The 18,300-nt window shown below is 67.1% G+C and carries 17 protein-coding genes and 1 tRNA gene; 9 read left to right on the top strand and 9 right to left on the bottom strand.

The genetic code is table 11. The features are described from left to right. Positions 1–2 precede the first annotated feature (2 nt). The 4 genes from QMA07_RS08985 to leuC all read right to left on the bottom strand — a co-directional run bounded on the left by QMA07_RS08985 (position 3) and on the right by leuC (position 4,246). Entirely contained in the window at positions 3–758 is a 756-nt protein-coding gene (locus QMA07_RS08985) for a lysophospholipid acyltransferase family protein (RefSeq protein WP_290161236.1), read from the bottom strand. Between the two features lie 5 nt (positions 759–763). Beyond that, entirely contained in the window at positions 764–2,131 is a 1,368-nt protein-coding gene (gene murA, locus QMA07_RS08980; protein WP_290161235.1) for a UDP-N-acetylglucosamine 1-carboxyvinyltransferase, read from the bottom strand. A 64-nt stretch (positions 2,132–2,195) separates the two neighbouring features. Next, positions 2,196–2,792 (bottom strand): 3-isopropylmalate dehydratase small subunit, encoded by a 597-nt coding sequence (gene leuD / locus QMA07_RS08975; RefSeq protein ID WP_290161234.1) that lies wholly within the window; start codon positions 2,790–2,792, stop codon positions 2,196–2,198. A gap of 2 nt (positions 2,793–2,794) precedes the next feature. Next, positions 2,795–4,246, bottom strand: a complete 1,452-nt coding sequence (leuC, locus tag QMA07_RS08970; protein ID WP_290161233.1) for a 3-isopropylmalate dehydratase large subunit — start codon at positions 4,244–4,246, stop codon at positions 2,795–2,797. Between the two features lie 187 nt (positions 4,247–4,433). Between leuC and QMA07_RS08965 the strand changes: the two genes are divergently transcribed. Together QMA07_RS08965 and QMA07_RS08960 are read left to right on the top strand one after the other, a co-directional pair. Continuing rightward, positions 4,434–5,729 (top strand): PLP-dependent transferase, encoded by a 1,296-nt coding sequence (locus QMA07_RS08965; protein ID WP_290161232.1) that lies wholly within the window; start codon positions 4,434–4,436, stop codon positions 5,727–5,729. Beyond that, complete coding sequence (locus QMA07_RS08960) at positions 5,726–7,039, top strand: LLM class flavin-dependent oxidoreductase (protein WP_290161231.1); 1,314 nt, start codon at positions 5,726–5,728, stop codon at positions 7,037–7,039. Before QMA07_RS08965 ends, QMA07_RS08960 begins: the two co-directional genes overlap by 4 nt. A gap of 21 nt (positions 7,040–7,060) precedes the next feature. On the opposite strand, the gene QMA07_RS08955 is transcribed toward QMA07_RS08960, so the two are convergent. Beyond that, a complete protein-coding gene (locus QMA07_RS08955; protein WP_290161230.1) occupies positions 7,061–7,558 on the bottom strand; it encodes a DUF427 domain-containing protein in 498 nt (165 codons plus the stop codon). Between the two features lie 36 nt (positions 7,559–7,594). Between QMA07_RS08955 and QMA07_RS08950 the strand changes: the two genes are divergently transcribed. Next, on the top strand, positions 7,595–8,188 hold the full coding sequence (locus QMA07_RS08950; RefSeq protein WP_290161229.1) for an LON peptidase substrate-binding domain-containing protein: 594 nt from the start codon (positions 7,595–7,597) through the stop codon (positions 8,186–8,188). 11 nt (positions 8,189–8,199) lie between these two features. Here QMA07_RS08950 and QMA07_RS08945 read toward each other — a convergent pair whose 3' ends face one another. Further along, positions 8,200–9,204 carry a TerC/Alx family metal homeostasis membrane protein gene (locus tag QMA07_RS08945; RefSeq protein WP_290161228.1) on the bottom strand — a complete coding sequence of 335 codons (1,005 nt, stop codon included), beginning with the start codon at positions 9,202–9,204 and terminating at the stop codon, positions 8,200–8,202. Positions 9,205–9,461: 257 nt separating this feature from the next. On the opposite strand from QMA07_RS08945, the gene QMA07_RS08940 reads away from it, so the two are divergent. Further along, the gene (locus QMA07_RS08940; RefSeq protein WP_290161227.1) at positions 9,462–10,019 is read left to right on the top strand and encodes an RNA polymerase sigma factor; all 558 of its coding nucleotides are present in this window, start codon (positions 9,462–9,464) and stop codon (positions 10,017–10,019) included. Further along, entirely contained in the window at positions 10,016–11,104 is a 1,089-nt protein-coding gene (locus QMA07_RS08935) for a DUF4349 domain-containing protein (RefSeq protein ID WP_290161226.1), read from the top strand. Before QMA07_RS08940 ends, QMA07_RS08935 begins: the two co-directional genes overlap by 4 nt. 94 nt (positions 11,105–11,198) lie before the next feature. On the opposite strand, the gene QMA07_RS08930 is transcribed toward QMA07_RS08935, so the two are convergent. Continuing rightward, a tRNA-Glu gene (locus tag QMA07_RS08930) sits at positions 11,199–11,271 on the bottom strand. A 153-nt stretch (positions 11,272–11,424) separates the two neighbouring features. Between QMA07_RS08930 and QMA07_RS08925 the strand changes: the two genes are divergently transcribed. After that, positions 11,425–12,063, top strand: a complete 639-nt coding sequence (locus tag QMA07_RS08925; protein ID WP_290161225.1) for an MBL fold metallo-hydrolase — start codon at positions 11,425–11,427, stop codon at positions 12,061–12,063. 2 nt (positions 12,064–12,065) lie between these two features. Then, a complete protein-coding gene (locus QMA07_RS08920; protein WP_290161224.1) occupies positions 12,066–12,953 on the top strand; it encodes an aminoglycoside phosphotransferase family protein in 888 nt (295 codons plus the stop codon). Between the two features lie 306 nt (positions 12,954–13,259). Here the strand turns inward: QMA07_RS08920 and QMA07_RS08915 are convergent, their stop codons facing one another. Continuing rightward, entirely contained in the window at positions 13,260–14,294 is a 1,035-nt protein-coding gene (locus QMA07_RS08915) for an SMI1/KNR4 family protein (RefSeq protein ID WP_290161223.1), read from the bottom strand. A 97-nt stretch (positions 14,295–14,391) separates the two neighbouring features. Then, entirely contained in the window at positions 14,392–16,875 is a 2,484-nt protein-coding gene (pepN, locus tag QMA07_RS08910) for an aminopeptidase N (RefSeq protein ID WP_290161222.1), read from the bottom strand. Positions 16,876–16,957: 82 nt separating this feature from the next. On the opposite strand from pepN, the gene QMA07_RS08905 reads away from it, so the two are divergent. Both QMA07_RS08905 and QMA07_RS08900 read left to right on the top strand, forming a co-directional pair. Beyond that, positions 16,958–17,404: a MarR family winged helix-turn-helix transcriptional regulator gene (locus QMA07_RS08905; RefSeq protein ID WP_290161221.1), complete on the top strand. Its 447-nt coding sequence runs from the start codon at positions 16,958–16,960 to the stop codon at positions 17,402–17,404. Positions 17,405–17,439: 35 nt separating this feature from the next. Next, positions 17,440–18,297 (top strand): 3-hydroxyacyl-CoA dehydrogenase, encoded by an 858-nt coding sequence (locus tag QMA07_RS08900; RefSeq protein WP_290161220.1) that lies wholly within the window; start codon positions 17,440–17,442, stop codon positions 18,295–18,297. The last annotated feature ends 3 nt before the right edge of the window (positions 18,298–18,300 follow it).

The raw sequence follows: 18,300 nt of genomic DNA, 5'->3' as shown, positions 1-18,300 counted from the left end.
GCTTAGGAGTCAAGGCGACCCGTCTCCTTCTGTCCGTGCGAGGCGGGGTTCCAGCGTTCAGCCGGCGCCTTCTCACCACGCAGCTCTTCGAGCAACGCGGTGATCGCATTCATCAGCCGGTCGGTGGCGTCATTCAGTGCCGCGCTCTCGCCCGCACGACCACGCAGGTCCGACACGTCGACCGGGTCGCCGATGATGACGTCCACACGCTTGCGCAGCGGCCACAGACTCAGACCCTTCTGATACCGCCCCATGATCTCCTGGGTGCCCCATTGGGCCATCGGGATCAACGGGAGGCCGTCAGTCAGAGCCAGGCGCACAGCGCCTGATTTGCCGCGCATCGGCCACATGTCGGGATCGCGCGTCAGGGTCCCCTCGGGATACACGATCACCCCGCGTCCGTGCTCGACCAGCTCGGCGGACTGCTTCAACGTCTGCTTCGCGGCCGATGCCGACGACGAACGAGCCACGGGGATCATCCCCGTGCGACGCAGGATCCAGCCGAGCACAGGAACCTTGAACAGGCTCTCCTTGGCCATGAACCGGGGCGCGCGTCCGATCCGCCACACCGCGAGTGCCACGATGAGCGGATCGAACTCCGAGTAGTGGTTGGGAGCCAGGACGTAGGCCCCCTCACGAGGGAGCTTCTCAGCGCCGGTGATACGCACCTTGGCGAGCAGCGAGATCAACGGCACGGCGATCGCCGCGAGCGGCCAGAAGATGCTGGGACGCGTCGTCTCGCGTGATCGGGAACCCATCCGGGTCACCGGATGACGTCGAAGTCGGCGCCCACAGCGTCGAGCTTGGCGAGGAACTTCTCGTAGCCACGGCTGAGGATGTCCACTCCGGACACCCTCGACTCGCCCTCCGCGGTCAGCGCCGCGATGACGTGGCTGTACCCGCCGCGCAGGTCGGGAACGACGATGTCCGCAGCATGCAGCGGCGTCGGGCCGGTGATGACCGCGGCCTGCTCGAGATCACGGCGCGGAACACGACGGGGCCCGTCCTGCAGTCCACGGGGGTGCACGACGATGTCGGCACCCATCTTGACGAGCGCATCGGTGAAGCCGAGACGGTTCTCGTAGACGGTCTCATGCACGACCGAACGGCCGTTCGCCTGCGTCAGCGCCACGACGAGCGGCTGCTGCCAGTCGGTCATGAATCCGGGGTGCACGTCGGTCTCGACGACGACGGGCTTCAGCTCGCCGTCGCGACGGAAGAGGATGCCGTCCTCCTTGATGTCGAACCATCCGCCCGCCTTGCGGAAGATGTTGAGGAAGGTGAGCATCTCCTGCTGCTTGGCTCCCCCGACGAAGATCTCGCCGTCGGTGGCCAGCGCCGCGGATGCCCAGGAGGCCGCCTCGTTGCGGTCGAAGATCGACCGGTGATCGTAGCCGCGCAGAGTCTCGACGCCCTCGATGAGGATGACGCGGTTCGGCTCATACGAGATGATCGCGCCCATCTTCTGCAGCACGGCGATCAGATCCATGATCTCGGGCTCGATGGCCGCATTGCGCAGCTCGGTCGTCCCCTCGGCGCGAACCGCGGTCAGCAGCACCTGCTCGGTGGCCCCGACGCTCGGGTAGGGCAGGTGGATGTTGGCACCGTGCAGACGCGTGCCGCCGGTGGAGAGACGGATGCCGCTCGGCAGCTTCTCGACGATCGCACCGAACTTGCGGAGCGCGTCCAGGTGGAAGTCGATGGGGCGATCGCCGATACGGCATCCGCCGAGGTCGGGGATGAACGCCTGACCGAGACGGTGCAGGAGAGGCCCGCAGAACAGGATCGGGATGCGAGAGGCTCCGGCATGCGCGTCGATCTCCTCGAAGTGCGCCGATTCGACATCGCTCGGATCGAAGACGAGCGCACCCGGCTCATCACCGTCCGACACCCGGACTCCGTGCACCTCGAGCAGCGAGCGCACGACGGCCACGTCGCTGATGGCGGGGACGTCGCGCAGCACGCTGACGGTCTCGCCGAGAAGGGAGGCGACCATCGCCTTGGTGGCGAGGTTCTTCGCACCCTTGACGTCGACGCGGCCGCGCAACGGGCGGCCTCCACGAATGGCGAGGACATCACCGGTGAGTGGGGGGACTCCGTCCGCAAGAGCGTCGCGCACAGGTGTCGTCATTCGGAGCCTCACTTCATTCAAGGAAATCGGGGCGGGGTCGCCCTCGGCTCCCCCGCCCCGCCGTTCACTGAACGGGAAGGGTCCGGGGCCGCCACGACTCGCGACGGGCCTCGAACTGCGCGATCTTGTCTTCGTTGCGCAGCGTGAGCCCGATGTCATCGAGCCCTTCAAGGAGCCGCCATCTAGTGTAATCGTCGATCCCGAGGTCAGCCTGGATCTCACCGATCGCCGCCACCCGCGCCTCGAGGTCCACCGTGATGGACGCCCCGGGATTCCGGTCGATCTCAGCCCAGATCCGCTCGAGATCCTCTTCGGAGATGGTCGCAGCGAGGAGCCCCTGCTTGCCCGAGTTGCCTCGGAAGATGTCGGCGAAGCGCGGGCTGAGGACGACAGCGAACCCGAAGTCGCGCAGGGCCCACACCGCGTGCTCTCGGCTGGATCCGGTACCGAAATCCGGTCCGGCGACGAGCACCGACGCTCCGCGAAACGCGGGCTGATTGAGAACGAAATCAGGATCCTGGCGCCAGCCGTGGAACAGCGCGTCCTCGAAACCGGTCTTGGTGACGCGTTTGAGGAACACGGCCGGGATGATCTGGTCGGTGTCGACGTTCGAACGCTTCAACGGCGCGGCGATACCTGTGTGCGTGATGAACTTCTCCATGGTCAGACCTCCGCCATCTCGTTCAGGTCGCTCGGACTCGACAGCGTGCCGCGGATCGCGGTGGCTGCGGCCACGAGCGGCGACACCAGGTGCGTGCGACCGCCTTTGCCCTGCCGACCCTCGAAGTTGCGGTTCGACGTCGATGCGCACCGCTCTCCCGGTGCGAGCTGATCGGGGTTCATCCCGAGGCACATCGAGCAGCCAGCGAAGCGCCACTCTGCGCCGAAGTCCTTGATGATCCGGTCGAGGCCTTCGGCCTCAGCCTCCAGCCGCACGCGGGCAGAACCGGGCACGACCATGACGCGGACGCCGTCGGCCTTCTTCTTGCCTTCGATGATCGACGCGAACGCACGGAGATCCTCGATGCGGCTGTTCGTGCACGACCCCATGAAGACGGCGTCGACCGGCACCTCTTTGAGCGGCGTACCAGGAGTCAGATCCATGTACTCGAGCGCGCGCTCTGCGGCGGCGCGCTCGTTGGCATCGGCGATCTGCGCGGGGTCCGGAACCGCTGCTGACAGCGAGCTGCCCTGACCGGGATTGGTCCCCCAGGTCACGAAGGGCTCGAGCTCGTCGGCGTCGATGAAGACCTCGGCGTCGAACGTCGCGCCCTCGTCTGTCGGGAGCGTGCGCCAGTAGGCGACGGCGTCATCCCAATCCTGCCCCTGGGGAGCATGCGGACGACCCTTCAGATAATCGAAGGTCGTCTCGTCAGGAGCGACCATGCCCGCTCGGGCGCCCGCCTCGATCGACATGTTGCAGATGGTCATCCGGCCCTCCATCGACAGCGCGCGGATGGCGCTGCCGCGGAACTCCAGGACGTAGCCCTGACCGCCGCCGGTCGTGATCTTCGCGATGACGGCGAGGATGATGTCCTTCGCGGTGACTCCGGGGCGCAGCGTGCCGTCGACGGTGATCGCCATCGTCTTGAAGGGCTTGAGCGGAAGCGTCTGGGTCGCCATGACGTGTTCGACCTCGCTCGTGCCGATGCCGAATGCCATGGCTCCGAAAGCACCGTGCGTCGATGTGTGGGAATCTCCGCAGACCACGGTGATTCCGGGCATGGTCAGCCCGAGCTGCGGACCCACGACATGCACGATGCCCTGCTCGGCATCGCCCAGGGAGTGCAGACGCACGCCGAACTCGGCGGCGTTGCGGCGCAGTGTCTCGATCTGAGTGCGGCTCGTGAGGTCGGCGATCGGCTTGTCGATGTCCCACGTGGGCGTGTTGTGGTCTTCGGTGGCGATCGTCAGGTCGAGGCGGCGCAGCGGACGGCCCTCCGCTCGCAGTCCGTCGAATGCCTGAGGGCTCGTGACCTCGTGCACCAGGTGCAGGTCGATGTAGATGAGGTCCGGCTCGCCGTTCTCACCCTTGACGACGAGGTGGTCGTCCCAGACCTTCTCAGCGAGGGTCCTGGGACGTGCGGGAGCGGTGTCTGCTGCGGCGGTGTTCATTGCGTCTCTCCTGAAGCTGGCGGTTCGGCCCACGATGGACTCCGCGACGAGGACGGGCTCAGAACGAGGTCTCGTCGCGGCCGCTAAGGAGGAGCACGATCCGCATGACGTCAGATTACCACCGCTTCATGGACCGGAGTCGCCGCATGACACGCTACTGTCACCCGCACCTTCGAGAGGGATCCGCATGACCGACGACACGACCGGCTTCGCCACCAGAGCGGTCCACAGCGCCCGGAATCAGGGCGCCGCCTCGTCGAGGGCGACGCCGATCTATCTGACCGCGGGCTTCGAGTTCGACGACTTCGATCACGCCGCCGACCATTTCGGCACAGGCGCGGGCTTCGGCTACACCCGCACGGGCAACCCGACGGTGAGCGCCGTCGAACGGCAGCTCGCCTCGCTCGAATCGGCCGCCGAGGCGGTACTCGTCGCGAGCGGTCAGGCCGCGGTCGTCACGGCGCTGCTGACCGTGGCCGGGGCCGGAGACCACATCGTGTCCTCGACTCACATCTATGAGGGCACCCGGGGACTCCTGATCGACAACCTCGCGCGCCTCGGCATCGAGACGACGTTCATCGATGAGATCGCGGACCCGGGGGCATGGCGCGATGCGATCCGCCCCACGACGCGCGCTCTGTTCGCGGAGTCGATCGCGAACGCGCGGAACGACATCCTCGACATCGCCACCGTGAGCGCGGTCGCGGATGAGTTCGCGATCCCGCTCATCGTCGACAACACGCTCGCGACCCCGTTCCTGCTGCGTCCGATCGAACACGGCGCCGCCATGGTCGTGCACTCCGCATCGAAGTTCCTCGCAGGTCACGGGTCGGTGCTCGGCGGTGTGATCCTCGATGACGGTCGTTTCGACGCCGAGAAGGCCGGCCACAATGCTCCGCATCTGGTGCTCCCCGGGCGCGGGGGCTTCCCGAGCGTGTTCTCCCGCCATGGCGGCAACGCTCGGATCGCCTACGCCCGCGAATCGGTGGCGCCCCGCTTCGGCGCCTCCCCGTCTCCTCTCAACGCGTTCCTGATCGGACAGGGGGCCGAGACTCTGGGCCTCCGAGTCGAGCGCCAGTCGCGGAACGCTCTCGAGGTGGCCCGCTGGCTGGCCGCGAACGAGGGAGTCGAGCGCGTCGATCACGTGGGCCTCGAGAGCCACCCCGATCACGAGCTCGCGCAGCGGTATCTGCGTGGCGGGTACGGATCGATCTTCACGTTCACCCTCCGCGGGGGCATCGACGCGGCACGGCACTTCGTCGAGAGCGTCGAGGTCTTCACACACATGACCCACATCGGCGATGTGCGCTCGCTGGTGCTGCATCCCGCCACCACCAGCCACTCGCACAGGACGCCCGAAGAGCGCGACCTGCTCGGTGTGCACCCGGGAACCCTTCGGCTGTCGGTCGGCATCGAAGACGTCTCCGACCTCATAGCCGACCTCGCTCGGGTGCTCGAGCCGGCCCGAGAGGCCGTCGCATGAGCAGCCTCCAGCACTTCGGCTGGTTCCTCGCCCGCGGTTTCGGCCCCCAGGGGTGGGGGTATCCCTCTCTCGACTGGGACTACGACTGGACACGTCCCGAGATCTATCAGGAGGCGGCTCGAACACTCGAGCAGGCCGGCTTCGACCTCGTCATCATCGAGGACGCGCCATCTCTCGGCTCGCCGGACACGATCGACCTCCGTGTGCGCCATGCCTTCGGAGGCCCCAAGCACGACCCGCTGCTTCTCGCTCCGTATCTGTTCCAGGCGACGCGCCACCTCGGCGTCGTGCCCACGGTGAACCCCGCGGCGTACCTTCCCTACACGGCGGCGCGGCAGTTCTCGACGCTTCAGCACCTCAGCAACCACCGTCTCGGACTCAACGTGGTGACCGACACAGGCAGCGCGCGTCATTTCTCAGCCGCGGCGCAGCTCGGACACGACGCCGCTTACGACCGGGCCGAGGAATGGCTCTCAGGGATCCGCTCGCTCTGGCGCAGCTGGGGCGACGGAGCGCTGGTCGGCGACCGCAGGGCCGACGTGTTCGCGGACGGGTCGAAGCTGAGCACCGTGCGGCATCGCGGCGAGCACTTCGCGTTCGACGGCCCCTTGAACGCCGTGCCTTTCACAGATGGGGAGCCCGCTATCGTCTCCCCCGGCGGCTCGGGTCGCGGCCTCGGATTCGCCGGGGTCAACTCCGATGTCCAACTCGCCCTCGCTCCGCTCGACGAGGCGTCCGTGCGTGCGTACCGTGCGAAGATCCACGACGCGGCGATCGCGGCGGGGCGTTCGGCTGCCGACATCAAGATCCTGTTCGCGATCCAGCCCGTGATCACGTCGTCCGCCGAGGAAGCAGACCGCATCGTCGCTACATCCGCGCATCCCGACGACGCGGCCCTCGTGCAGATCGCTCGAAAGCAGTCCAGTGACCTCGAGACCGACCTCACCGCGCTCGACCTCGACCGACCGCTCGACGTGTCGATCTTCGGAGAGCATGTCTCACGCGGCAGCATCCAGCGTCTGATCGGCGACCGTGGGCAGGACGCTCCCCTGCGCGCCCACCTCACGGCCCTCGCCCGCGCGGGGCGAATCGCCGACCGCTCGGGCTTCGTCGGGACCGCCGAGGAGTTCGCCGATCTCATCGAGGAACTCGGCGAATGGGGCAACGACGGCGTGCTGCTCTGGGGCGACTTCCACCCCGTAACGCTGCACCGCACGCTCGACGAGCTCGTGCCCGTGCTGCGGCGCCGTGGCGTACTGCGACGCGAGTATGTCGGCGGTGGGCTGCAGGCCAATCTGCGCGCGTTCTGACGCGCTGGGGCTAAGTCTGCGTCACCAGCCCATGGATCCCGGCACGCCCTTGAACGGCCCTACGACGGACGATGTCACCCAGCCGCCGTAGAACCCGCCCGGCTGTGGAACGACGATCTCGCCACCGACGGTGCACTCGTCCATCGGCGCCGCGTACACGGCCACTCGGTCGCTCAACACCTCGAAACCGGGCGACGGATGCGGGTAGTTCCATGCCGCACCGGCGGCCACCACACCTCCGCCGCGCACGTCGAGATATCGCGCAGCGCCCTTGAACTCGCAGAACGACGAACCAGAGGCATCCGAGAGCGCGCCCTCGACGAAGTCGGCGATCGGCAGATAGTACACGGGAGGGTGACTCGTCTCGAGGACCCGCACGGCATCGCGCGTATCGGCGATGAGATCGCCGCCGAGACGGATCGTGATGCGCTCGGGCACCTGCTCGACCCGCGGTGGCCGCGGATAGTCCCACACGGATTCCTGTCCGGGCGAAGGGGCGATGGGCTGAGGTCTGCGCATCTGTTCACTGTACGTCGCGCGGTGTTGACTGGGGTCATGGCTGAAATACCGATGTTCCCGCTCGGGTCGGTTCTCTTTCCCTACACCCCGCTTCCGCTCCGCGTCTTCGAGCCGAGGTATCTCACGATGATCGGGCACCTGCTCGACGACGACGACCCGCAGTTCGGCGTCGTGCTCATCGAGCGAGGGCACGAGGTCGGCGGCGGCGATCGGCGCAGCAGGTTCGGCACGATGGCTCGGCTGGTGAGCGTAGCGGCGGACGCCGAGGTGCTGCACACTCTCGCGGTCGGGACAGCCCGCTTCACGGTCGATCAGTGGCTCGACGACGCGCCCCATCCTCGAGCGGAGATCACGCGGCTGCCTGAACTGACGTGGCACGACGCCCTCACGCCACTGCGTACCGAAGCCGAGGCGATCGTGCGTCGGGTCCTCGCGCGCGTGGATTCGCCGTGGGGAGCCGACACCGAGCTGTCGGACGACCCGCTCGCCGCGGCCTGGCAGCTCGCGGCGATCGCACCGTTGGGCGAGTACGACCAGTACGCCCTGCTGCAGTCCAACTCACTCGGAGCCCTGCTCGGCCAGGTCATCGATCTCACCCTCGAAGCGGAGCTCCTCTGGTCAGCCGAGTGAGCGGGCTGCGATCACTCGACGTTCAGTGCCTTCTTCGCCGCCGACTTCTCCCGCGACGAAGCGATGAGGCTGGCGACCGTGGCGACGGTCATCGACACGACGATGACCCCCAGCGACACCATGTTGTCGATGTCGGGCACCCACTCGACGTGCTCGCCGCCATTGATGAAGGGCAGCTCGTTCTCGTGCAGAGCGTGCAGGATCAGCTTGATGCCGATGAATCCGAGGATCACGGCGATGCCGTAATGCAGGTAGCGCAGGCGGTCGAGCAGGTCGCCGAGCAGGAAGTAGAGCTGGCGCAGCCCCATGAGCGCGAAGATGTTCGCGGCGAAGACGAGGAACCCGTTCGTGGTGATCTCGAAGATCGCGGGGATCGAGTCGATCGCGAAGATCAGGTCGGTCACACCGATCGTGATGAAGACGATCACCATCGGGGTCCACATGCGCTTGCCGTCGACGGTCGTGCGCAGCTTCGATCCGTCGTAGGTCTCACTGATGTCGATCCGGCGCCTCAGCAGGCGCACGATGAAGTTCTCCTTCTTCACATCGTCTTCGTGCTCGCCCTCGGGCATCGCCTGCTTGATCGCGGTGTAGATGAGGAACGCACCGAAGACATAGAAGATCGGCGAGAAGTTCTCGACGATCGCCACGCCGACGAGGATGAACGCACCGCGCAGGACGAGCGCGATGATGATGCCGACCATCAGCACCTGCTGCTGCAGGCGTCGCGGGACCGCGAACTGAGCCATGATCAGCACGAAGACGAACAGGTTGTCGATGGACAGGCTGTATTCGAGCGCCCAGCCGGTGATGAAGTCGCCCGCGTTGCGCCAGCCGGACACGCTCCCGAGGAGCACCGCGAAGAGCAGCGCGAGGGCGACATAGAACACGACCCACAGCGTCGACTCCTTGGTCGAGGGGATGTGGGGACGGAGACGGATGAGAAGCAGGTCGCCGATCAGGATGATCGAGAGGACGATCATCGAGGTGATCTCGAACCAGACGGGGATTTCCAAGGGCGTACAGCACCTTTCGGAGGGTAGGGAGAACGCCGAAAGTCTCTCCCACGCACAGAGTGCGCCGCACGACCGGAGCAGCGATGACGGTGCTCGTGATGACGGTGGGTGCGCTTGCGGGATACTCCCTCTCGCGTCAGCAATGCTAGCGGAGCGACGGGGCCGTGGTGGTGATCCTCTTCATGACCGCGCACTGATCTGAGACGATGGGGCATCCTCCGACACTCTCCAGGTGAGAGACACCGAACGGAATCGGGATGCCAGTGCAGACGAGTGATCAGAGAGTGGCGGCACAGGCCGCGGCGGGTGATGAGAGCGCCTTCCGTGAGCTCTACCGCTCGTATGTCCGCCCGGTCTACTGGATCGCACACGGCATGCTCGGCTCCCCCGGGGATGCCGAGGACGTGACGCAGGAGACCTTCGTCACAGCATGGCGGAAGCTGCCGGGCTTCGAACTGCAGGGGGAGTCGATCCTCCCGTGGCTCGCCACGATCTGCCGTTTCCAGGCAGCGAATCGCCTTCGTCAGCGCCGGCGAGACCAGGCCCACACGACGGATGCGGCGGATGAGGCTCTGCCCTCGACGATCAGCGTCGAGGAGCAGGTGATCACCGCAGACCTCGCGGAGCGGATCGCGGTCGAGGTCGGCACGCTGAGCGACCTCGACCGCGAGATCTTCCGGCTCTGCGCCGCCGAAGGCTATGCCTACCAGGCCGCGGCCGAGGAGCTCGGCGTGAGCCATGCGATCGTCCGGAACCGTCTCTCTCGAGTCCGCACCCGACTGCGCGGTGCCTTGAAGGAAGCGAGCGACGCATGAACGACAACCCCAGCACCGAGCAGCTGCCGGAGCTCACCGATGCCGCAGTGGCCCGCATCGAGACAGCCGTGTTCGACGACATCGCCGCCGAACGGCCACGACAGGCGCCCGCCTCGGCAGGGGCTCGAAACCGCCGGCGTCGGTGGCTGACCGGCGCCGGGATCGCCGCCGCGTTCGTCATCGGTGTCCTCGTCACTCCCCCGATCCTCACCGCGGTCGGCGGTTCGGCGACGAGCACGGCCGAGGGCGGAGACATGCTCGTCACGGAGGAGTCCCGCTCGGGCGCCGCGGATCAGAGCGCACCGTCGACTGCGACGGACACGGCCGAGTCTGCACCGGCGGCCGGAGATTCCGCGGTGGCTGATCGCGAGATCATCGCGACCGCGACCGCGACGGTGGAGGTGAAGGACATCGCGGACGCCGCCGACATGATCGGCGCACTGGCCGAGTCGCGCGGCGGCTACGTCGAAAGCACCGAGATCGGCAGAAGCGTCGTCGTCGACGACACCTCCGCCCCTGCGCCGGCGGACTCCGGCTACGGCTGGATCAGCATCCGAGTGCCTTCGGCCGACCTCCCCGCGGTCATCGACGAACTGGCCGACTCAGGAGACGTGGTCTCCTCGTCGATCTCGCAGCAGGATGTGACCGCGACCGCGATCGACCTGCGCGCTCGCATCGACGCGACCAGAGCATCTGTCCAGCGACTCAGCGAGCTGATGTCTCAGACGGGCACCGTCTCGGAGCTCATCGAGGCGGAGGTCGCGCTCACGGAACGCCAGGGGCAGCTCGAGTCGTACGAGCAGCAGCTGGCGTCGCTCGAGGATCAGGTCGCGATGTCGAGTCTCACGGTTCAGCTGACTCGCACCGCCGCCGCGACCGCCGCCGACCCCGCCGGGTTCTCGGATGGGCTCCTCGCCGGCTGGAACGGCCTCGTGGCCTCGATGAACGCGCTCGTGGTCGCCGTCGGTTTCACCCTGCCGTGGCTCGCCCTTGCCGGCGTGGTGGTGCTGATCGTGTGGATCGTGCGCCGATCGCGCCGCTCCCGTCGCGCCGCGGCCACGAGTGCGAGCTCGAACGCGGACTGACCTCGGTAGGGCTGCCGCCGAGCGCGGCGGCCCGGCCGAGGAACACCTCCGGAACGACGAAAGCCCTCGGAGAACCGAGGGCTTTCGCTTGTTGTGACCCCAGCGGGATTCGAACCCGCGTTACCGCCGTGAGAGGGCAGCGTACTAGGCCGCTATACGATGGGGCCGTCTGGCGGAACGTTTCCGTGCCGCGACAACTCAACAAGTATGCCATGACGATTCTCGCGCCGCCAAATCGAGCCGAGCCCTCGTCGATTCCCGGGCGTGGCGCGCTGGCTCGGCGGTTTGCCAGAGAGGCTGCGAAGGAGTTGACTCACCTCATGCGCATCACGAAATTCGAACATGCCGCTCTTCGCATCCAGCAGGGCGATGACACCCTCCTGATCGATCCCGGTTCGTTCACCGCTCCCCTGAACGATCTCTCGGGTCTCGTCGCCGTGGTGATCACCCACGAGCACCCCGACCACTGGACACCCGAGCACCTGGATCGGATCCTCCGGGCAGCCCCCGGCACTCCGATCTACGCTCCTGCCGGCGTCGCCCGTGCGGCCGAGGGCTACGACATCTCAGAGGTCGCTCCGGGAGAGACCGTCGAGGTCGGCGCCTTCACGCTCCGCTTCTTCGGTGGCACGCACGAAGTGATCCACTCGTCGCTGCCCACGGTCGAGAACGTGGGCGTACTGGTCAACGACGCCTTCTACTACCCCGGCGACTCCTACGCGGTTCCCGAGGGGGTCGAGGTCGGCACGCTCGCCGCTCCGCTCGGGGCACCGTGGCTGAAGATCGGCGAGGCCATGGACTACGTCCTCGCGGTGCGCCCGCGTCGGGCTTTCGGCACTCACGACATGACCCTCTCGGTCGCAGGCAAGACGATGCACCGCCAGCGACTGCAGTGGGCGACCGAGCAGGGCGGCGGAGAGTTCTCGGTCCTCGAACCGGGCGACTCGCTCGACATCTGACCGTGGCGGACTCCCCCTCCGCCGAGTACTCGCTCGACGAGAGCGGCGTGCGCGACCTTCTCCGGCGAACCAGCCCTGATCTCGCCGGTCTGCCACTCAGTCTGTTCGCGGACGGCTGGGACAACTCGATGTGGAGGCTCGGATCGGAGCTGCTCGTGCGGCTGCCGCGGCGCGAGCTCGCCGTGCCGCTCATCACGAATGAACAGCGCGCGCTGTCCTCGATCGGTCCGGCGCTGGCGGCCATCGGCATCCGCACCCCCGTGCCGCTGATCTCCGGCGAACCGAGCGAGCTGTTTCCGCGACCCTGGTCGGTCGTCCCCTGGATCTCCGGAACGACAGCGCTCGCCTCCCCCCGATCGGACAACACGGCGTGGGCACCACGACTCGCCGACGCCCTGAGGGCGCTGCACGCCACGGCCCCTGCGGATGCTCCCCGCAACCCGGTGCGAGGACGCGCCCTGAGCACCCGAGACGATGCGATACGGCCTCGACTCGACGCGTTCAGGCACCGCACGTCGCTCCGCGACGCCTGGGCCGCAGGTCTCGCCGCGTCGGCCGGCTCGGAGCAGGTCTGGATCCACGGCGATCTCCACCCGGGCAACCTGCTGGTGGAGGACGGCACGCTCGCTGCGCTCATCGACTTCGGCGACGTCACGGTCGGCGACCCCGCCTACGATCTCGCCTCGTCGTGGATGCTCTTCGACGCCCGAGGTCGCGAGGTGTTCCGCAGAGCGACCGGATCTCGGTACGACGACGCCACCTGGGTTCGCGCGAGAGCGTGGGCGGCGTACATCGCCCTGATTCTCCTGACCCAGAGCGACGACCGACCCGAGTACTTCGCCGTGGGGGCGAGCACCGCCGACGAGCTCGACGCGGGGAAGAACAGCTAGCTTCGACCCTGGCTGAGACCGCGGTCGAGGATCGGGAGCTTCAACGCCATCCCGAAGTGTCTGACACCGTGGTTCTTGACGATGCTCTCAGCTATGGGACGGGCGCTGAAAGATCTCACCAGGTCCAGATCCCACATATCGAGCCTCGCGAGTAGGCCCCGCGATGAGCCCGCTCAGCTCTCCGGTGGCTTGCGATAGTGGTCGATGAAGTTGCTTCGCGTCGTCGCGTGTCGCCTGTATCTCTGGTGGAGGCTGGTGGGCCCCCCTCTGCTCGGGGTGCTCGAGAAACGGCGAGGGAGGTCCAGTTCAGGTGGTCGTCTTCGCGAGCATGCGCAGAATGCGCACGAGTCCGGCCCCGGTATCCGCGGTGTATCGGAAGCCGTCCGGCGTCTCGACGATCGAGCCGTTCTCGACCGACTGATCCCACCAGTCGGCGACGAAGTCGCGCGCCCACCCGCCTGTCGTGAAGCCGAAGCGATCCGCGACAAAAGAGACCGGGAGCATCAGGCGATAGCACGGCACGGAGTAGTCCACGGCATCCGGATCCCCGTCGATGAACTCGTCGCGCGACCCAGCGGTCGTCAGTGTCGAGTACAAGAGGAACATCGCCGCGTACATCAGGTGGGAGTTCGCGTCCGCGTGCAGAGAGAAGGATCCCTTGTCCGCCACGATCCGGCGACCGACCTCGCGTACGGCGGCCCCCGCATCTGGGAGGGTTTCGGCGATGGCGTCGATGCCGCGCTGCACGATCGGCGAGAAGGATCCCTCGTTCACGATCGCGAGGTACTCGGCCCGCTCCTCCTCCGGATCGGGCTGGAACTCCTCCTCGGACACGAGACCGCGGATGAAGGTCGCGAAGTCCTTCGCGATAGAGGACACCCGGTATTCGTCCTCCTGATCGACGACGACCACCGCGGGTTCACCTTGCGGACCGCACTCCCGGTAGTCGAGGGCGAACTCGGAGTGGCCGGCCGTTGGCGTGGCGGCGAAGTAGACCCCGATGGCGGGGTACTCCCACTCTTGTTCCATGAACCTCGATCCCATAGAGCCGAGGAGCGAGTAGTGCGATGTTCGTCCGATCGCGTACAGCCCGGCGACGGCGACGTGGTCCTCCGCCCAGACGTGCACGCCGGTAGTCGGGAAGCAGCTGCGGTCCAGCGTGCCGCCGTTGCGGACCGTGCGGCAGAGCTCGATGTATGCCGCGGGGAGGCGGTAGCCGAGCTCCGCCTCGACTTCGGCGATCAGCTCGTCAGACGGTGCCGCCTCGGTATAGCTCTCGAACCCGTAAGCGTGGTCATCGAACAGCCCCGCCAGGTCGTCATCGGTGAAGATGCGATCCATCTCTGTCCCCTCGCTCAAGCAGTGTCCTGCCTCACAGGCTAAGCGCTCAACACAGCCGCAAGAAGAGGCAGCCGCAGCGTTCCAGGACGAAGTAGAGCTAGCCCTGCGCAGCTCGAACGCGCAGCGCTCGAGCCAGGTGATCACGCTGCTCGACGACGATCCGGCGCAGCGCCGCGGGTGCCGCGCTGTTGTCGGCGAGCCAGGCATCCACGAGGTCGAGCGCAGGTGTCGCGGGGAACAGCCCCACGACCAGGCGCTGAGCCAGTTCGATGCTCCGGGCGCCCCAGGCGTCGCGGATCCTCTCGAAGTACTCGGCGTCGAACCCCGCGATCAGATCGCGGCGCCCGCCAGCGCGGAAGCCCGTGATCACGGCATCCAGATGGTCGTTGCTGAGCGTTTCATCGTTCCACGCTGCGTCCCAGGCTGCAGCACGCACCGTGGGATCGGGTTGTGATGCGAGTGCCCTGCGAGCAGCGGTGCGACCGCTTCCGGTGTCGTCCGACTCCAGCTGGACCGCGACGTCATCGGTGCCCGCGTGTCCTGTCGTGACGAGGGACGTGAGCAGCTGCCACCGAAGATCCGGGTCGATCGTGAGACCTTCCGGGGCATCGCCGTGCAGCAGCGCGTCGACCTCGGCTGCGCGCACGTCGTCGAACGCCGATGCCGACGCGAGAGCGCGTGCCCACGAGAGCTGCGCATCGCTGCCTGCTTCGGATGACTGCAGCGCAGCCCACGTCGCCTCGCCCCACGCCCGCTGCTCCCCCTGTCGCTCGTGGTCGCTCACGTAGTTCCGGATCGCGAAGAGGGTGTTCGCGAGGATTCCGGCGAGAAGACCGATGTTCGACTCGTGCGGGGCGTGCGCGCGCACGATCGAGGTGTACCGCGCCACCGTCAGCTCGCCGTCACGCGTGGCGTTCCAGAGCGACGACCAGACGACGGCCCTCGCCAGGGGGTCCTCGATGGAGGACAGCGATTCCTGCACCGTCGCCAGCGATGCGTCGTCGAGCCGCACCTTGGCATAGGTGAGGTCATCATCGTTGAGAAGCACGAGATCTGCGACCGGGACATCGACGGGTGTCCGCTCCTCGTGGATGTCCAGCGCGAGCTGGTCGCGGCGGATCACCCGCCCATCGACACGATCGTAGAGACCGATGCGCAGGCGATGCGGGCGAGGATCGCTCTGCACGAGTGCGGCGCTGCCGCCGCTCTCCCGCTCGAGGCGGAGCGTGGAGACGCCTGTCGTCCGCAGCCAGGCCTGCGACCACTCGGTCATGTCGCGGCCGGAGACTGCGCTCAGCTGCACGAGGAAGTCGTCGAGGGTCGTGTTGCCGAAGGCATTCGCCGCGAAGTACCTGCGGGCGCCTTCGAAGAACGCGTCGTCGCCGACGAAGGCCACGAGCTGCTTCAGCACCGCGGCACCCTTGGCATAGGTGATGCCGTCGAAGTTCAGCTTCGCCGCCTCGAGGTCGGTGATGTCGGCGACGATCGGGTGCGTCGTCGGCAGCTGGTCCTGCTGGTACGCCCACGCCTTGCGGTTGGCGGCGAACTTGACCCAGGCGTCATGGAAGCGCGTCGCCACCGCTGAGGCGTGCGAACCCATGTAGTCGGCGAAGGACTCCTTGAGCCACAGGTCGTCCCACCACTTCATCGTCACGAGGTCGCCGAACCACATGTGCGCCATCTCGTGCAGGATCGTGTTCGCGCGTGCAGCGCGCTGGGCGTCGGTGGCTGCGCCTCGCGAGAGATAGGACTCGGTGAACGTCACGAGTCCCGGGTTCTCCATCGCACCGAGGTTGTACTCAGGCACGAAGATCTGGTCGTACTTGCCCCAGGGATAGGAGTAGGCGAAGGCATCGGTGAAGAAGTCGAGCCCCTGGCGCGTGATCTCGAGGATCTCCTCGGATTCCAGGTACTGCGAGAGCGACTGCCGCACGAACAGCCCCAGAGCGATGCGCTGATCCCCGCGCTCCCACTCTCCCTCGACTCGGGCGTACGGCCCCGCCGCGACGGAGGTGATGTAGCTCGAGATCGGGAGCGTCGGAGCGAACTCCACGCGCTGCACCCCGACTCCGGCGTCGACGCTCGCCGGGACCTGGTTCGAGAGCACCTCCCAGCCCGCAGGAGCATCGACGACGAAGGTGTACGGCGCCTTGATGTCGGGCTGCTCGAAGCAGGCCATAACGCGTCGCGAGTCGGCCGGTTCGTACTGCGTGTAGAGATAGGTCCGGTCGTCGGCGGGGTCGTGGAACCGGTGCAGCCCCTCGCCGGATCGGCTGTAGCTTCCGATCGCCTCGACGCGCACCACGTTCGTGTCGAGGAGGTCGTGCAGCTCGATGCGCGCACCGTCGTAGCGCACATCCCGCTCGACGCCGTTCACGACCACCCTCTCGACGCTCTCGCCGATGAAGTCGAGCCAGGTCGACGTCGCGGTCGAGGTGAAATCCAGTGTCGTGATCGTGGAGAACCCGCTGCGCGCCCGCTCGGGTGCACCCGTGAGGTCGAGTTCGACGCGGATGCTGCGCACGGAGACGGCGGCGGATCGCGCGGCGGTCTCCTCTCGCGAGAGGTTGGCTGTGTCCATGGCTCCATCCTTCCATCTGAGGCCTGCGGACGAGCGCGCACGCTACGTTGCATCGTGCAACACATCGGGGTAGAGTTGCATCATGCAACATCAAGGGGACTCACGCGGGCGTCGCACCGACAGCGCCGCCGTGCTGAAGTCGCTCGTCGCCATCACGCGCCGCGGTCTGGTCGACGCCCGAGCGGGAGAACCGACGCTGTCGATGACCGATCAGTCCATCGTGATGGCGATCGCCGACGAGCCGGGGATCCGCTCGACGGACATCGCCCGAATGTTCCGCCTCAACCGATCGACCGTGTCGCGTCAGCTCGCCGCGCTCATGTCTCTCGGACTCGTGCAGGAGACCCCGTCGAGCTCCGGCCGCGGCCGTCCGCTCGAGCTGACCGCCGAGGGCGAAGAGGCCTTCCGCAACACGATGCGCTCGCTGCAGGGCGTGATCGACGCGCATCTCGCGCAGTGGACGGACGCCGAGGTGGAGCGCTTCGCGCATGACCTCCAGCGCTTCGACAGAGGCGACGACCCGGCTTGACCACGGCCCACAAGGCCATCAGAGGAAGAAGAGAAATGAAGAACATCACTGTTCTCGGCACCGGCGTTCTCGGATCGCAGATCGCGTTCCAGACCGCCTTCCACGGTTTCGACGTCGTCGCCTACGACATCGATCAGCCTGCGCTCGACCGCGCGGCCGAGCGATTCGAGACCCTTGTCGCGCGCTACGTCGCCGACGGCGTCGAGAACGCCGCAGACGGGGGTGCACAGGCCGCGATCGGCCGCATCCGCCTCACATCCGACCTCGCAGAGGCCGCAGCCTCTGCCGACCTCATCATCGAGGCCGTGCCGGAGAACCTCGAGCTCAAGCAGGGCATCTACCGCACCCTCGCCACCGCCGCACCCGCGACGACGATCTTCGCGACGAACTCCTCGACCCTGCTCCCCAGCGCACTCGCCGAATCGACCGGACGCCCCGACCGCTTCCTCGCTCTGCACTTCGCGAACGAGATCTGGTCGCACAACACCGCGGAGGTCATGGGAACGCCTGCCACCGACCCGGCCGTCTACCGCGAGGTCGTCGAGTTCGCGACGAAGATCGGCATGGTCCCGATCCAGATCAAGAAGGAGAAGGCCGGGTATCTGCTGAACTCGCTGCTCGTGCCCTTCCTGCAGGCCGGAGCCGACCTGCTCGTCGATGGGATCGCCGAACCCGAGGCGATCGATGCGACGTGGAGGATCGGCACGGGCTCCCCGGCCGGGCCTTTCGAGATCTACGACATCGTCGGGCTCACCACCGCGTACAACATCTCCCGCATGGGAGGCGAGAAGCAGCAGCGCTTCGCCGAGCTGCTCAAAGAGCAGTACATCGACAAGGGCAAGCTGGGCGTGGCGACGGGCGAGGGCTTCTACACCTACCCCCGAGAGAGCTGAATC

It is taken from the genome of Microbacterium sp. APC 3901, from assembly GCF_030407765.1.
Classification (GTDB): domain Bacteria; phylum Actinomycetota; class Actinomycetes; order Actinomycetales; family Microbacteriaceae; genus Microbacterium.
This window is presented reverse-complemented; position numbering and strand designations above follow the sequence as displayed.